The sequence below is a fragment of the Alteromonas sp. KUL17 genome (genome assembly GCF_006538305.1).
Taxonomy (GTDB): domain Bacteria; phylum Pseudomonadota; class Gammaproteobacteria; order Enterobacterales; family Alteromonadaceae; genus Alteromonas; species Alteromonas macleodii.
Genome location: NZ_BJKJ01000051.1, coordinates 1 through 2,512, shown reverse-complemented (window position 1 = coordinate 2,512; position 2,512 = coordinate 1). Strand labels below are relative to the sequence as shown.

Annotated in this window: 2 protein-coding genes and 1 pseudogene; 2 read left to right on the top strand and 1 reads right to left on the bottom strand. The window is 44.3% G+C overall.

What is annotated here, in order from left to right; genetic code table 11:
• A pseudogene (locus tag KUL49_RS20955) lies at window positions 1–309 on the top strand (transposase); the annotation flags it as partial.
• 47 nt (window positions 310–356) lie between these two features.
• On the opposite strand, the gene KUL49_RS20660 reads toward KUL49_RS20955, so the two are convergent.
• Window positions 357–1,190, bottom strand: a complete 834-nt coding sequence (locus KUL49_RS20660; RefSeq protein ID WP_131138455.1) for a class II glutamine amidotransferase — start codon at window positions 1,188–1,190, stop codon at window positions 357–359.
• A gap of 435 nt (window positions 1,191–1,625) precedes the next feature.
• Between KUL49_RS20660 and KUL49_RS20655 the strand changes: the two genes are divergently transcribed.
• Entirely contained in the window at window positions 1,626–2,486 is an 861-nt protein-coding gene (locus KUL49_RS20655) for a hypothetical protein (protein ID WP_242633926.1), read from the top strand.
• Window positions 2,487–2,512: the final 26 nt, after the last annotated feature.

The window sequence follows — 2,512 nt, the reverse complement described above, 5'->3', positions numbered from 1 at the left end:
GATATGAAAAGCACGAAGTTCGGGCTTGGCTATGAACAGAATAAAAGCGTGAAAAAGCAGCGTCTAACAATACTGGTATTGCTGACGACGTTAGCGTCACTCGTAGCTATATTACTGGGTATAGTACTTATCTCATCGAATAAGCATCGGCGCTTCCAAGCTAATACCGAAACCAGAAGCGTGTTGTCATTCCATTACCTTGGACTCAGGGCTGTCGCTTGTCGAATACGATTTACTATGCGACAGTGGAAAGCTGCGCTCAAATGGTACAGCTCCATAGTTGACGCAGCCTGGGCCGGAGGCATATGAAATTAAATTCGTGGGGATCCCTCAGACTCTGACCCCATAATTCGTGATTAGTCGTGAAGCGATGGATCGGGTGCAACCATATCGGCTTCTTTTTTGTGTTCAGGGACATCCACTTTACCCGAGGCTATGACTTCGCCTTCCTGCCATAGCTTCCACTCACCCCGTTCATAGATATCCCACTGTTCATCGTTTGTTAGCGGTTCAGTAGCAATAATGCTCACTACATCTTTTGGCGTGGTTTCAGCTGCAAAATCAATTTCCACCTCTACATCACTCAAACAAGCGGGGCCAAAAGGTGCTCTGCGGGTAATGCTAGCTAACTTTGTACTACAGAACGTAAACAACCAGTCGCCATTGCTCAGCAAGCAATTGAATACACCTTGCTGAGCGTACTCCTTTGCAAGTGAAACTAACGTTTCAGCTAACTGCTCAGGCATAGCGTCTCGGGGGAGATTTTGCCTAACATTATTCATAATATCGCAGAAAAGCTCTTCGCTATCGGTATCCCCAACTGCTTCGTAAACACCCGTCCGGCGCGAGAAATTAGGTAGTTGTCCGTTGTGCGCAAACACCCAGTATCGCCCCCACAGTTCGCGAGTAAAGGGATGCGTGTTAGCTAAGTTAATGTTACCCACATTAGCCTGACGAATATGGCAAATCGCATTCTTGCTTTTTATAGGCAACTTTGAAACAAAGTCTGCGATGGGTGATGTGGCGCAAGGCTCGGGATCGTGAAACATACGCACGCCCTTCCCTTCATAAAAAGCAACGCCCCAGCCGTCTCTATGCGGCCCTGTTTCACCACCGCGGCGAGTCAGCCCGGTAAAACTAAAACATAGGTCAGTAGGAGTGTTCGCACTCATGCCTAAAAGTTCACACACAACGTTTGTCACCTATAGCAGTTATTTCATTAAGTATGTCGAGAATACGCAAGCACTCGAGCCGAATCAATTCGACATTGGTCCGTAATAAAGGAGAAGCGGCAGACTTTACAACTCATTCACCTTTTTAAACCCAATGACCTTCATACCACTTTATTTTAATTGAATTGCGTAAAAACGTCCGTTTTATGTTTACCTCCCCTTTCATTTACAATAAATAATAATGATAATCAATTACAAACAAACTATTCTTTCATATATATGATGCGCTACCACTCTTTCTCGATTTATTCGTTTTTCGTCATTGTTATGTGTTCGGTGTTATTACCCTACACTTTTTTTGCTAACGAGGTTTCGCCTTCAACTCACATCGCTAATACTGGGAACTACGAGGTAAATCAAACCTTTAAGCATTTATTAAGCGAACACCAAATCGTGGCAATTGGTGATATACACGGCTCCTCAGCACCGACAGAGCTCTTAATCAACGCTCTGTCTGATCGTGATATCTTTGAGAGTGTCGACGTTATTGTGACTGAGTTCGGTAATAGCCATTACCAGCCCGAGTTGGATGATTATCTGCTTAACCCCAATACAAAGGTTTCACTGCAAGAGTTAGAGCCTTTGTGGCAGGACAGTATTTATTTCATGGCATGGCAATATAAGCATTACCGACATTTTGTGCAGAAACTAAGGTTACTCAATGCATCATCAAACCATAAAGTGCGCATAGCTCTAGCTGAACCAGAGTTAAAATGGGAAGGATTGAGCAAAGAGCAATGGCAGTCTCTCACCAAAACACGCATTGTTAACTATGAAAAAACTGTGAAGCAGATAGCTGAACAAAACGATAAAGCGATTCTTCTGTTTGGCGCAATGCATACATTAAAGCAGCCTGTATCGTTAAAGCGGGGAGAAGCACTCAATGAGTTTGTGCCCTTTATTTCCAAACTTAAGGACCTAAATATTGCGACAGTATGGACCCACTTTTCCACATCGACAATACCTGATATTTCTACTCCCACGCTTGTTTTGCTTAACAAAAAGAGTGAATTAAATTCCCCTTTATCCAGCGTTTCAGCACGATTTGCAGACGGCACGAATCAAAAGCTTTCAGACGTTGCTGACGCATACTATTACCCAGGCCCTTTGGACCGACATGCGCCAGTGCCTTCACATATTAAACGAGACAGCCAGTGGCACCACGAGATGAATCGACGCGCCGCAATAGTGGACGAACGAGTCTCAGCACAAATCGCTAAGCAATTAGCTGAATGGCAAGCCGAAACCGACTAGCAATACGAAATTATGGGGTCAGAGTC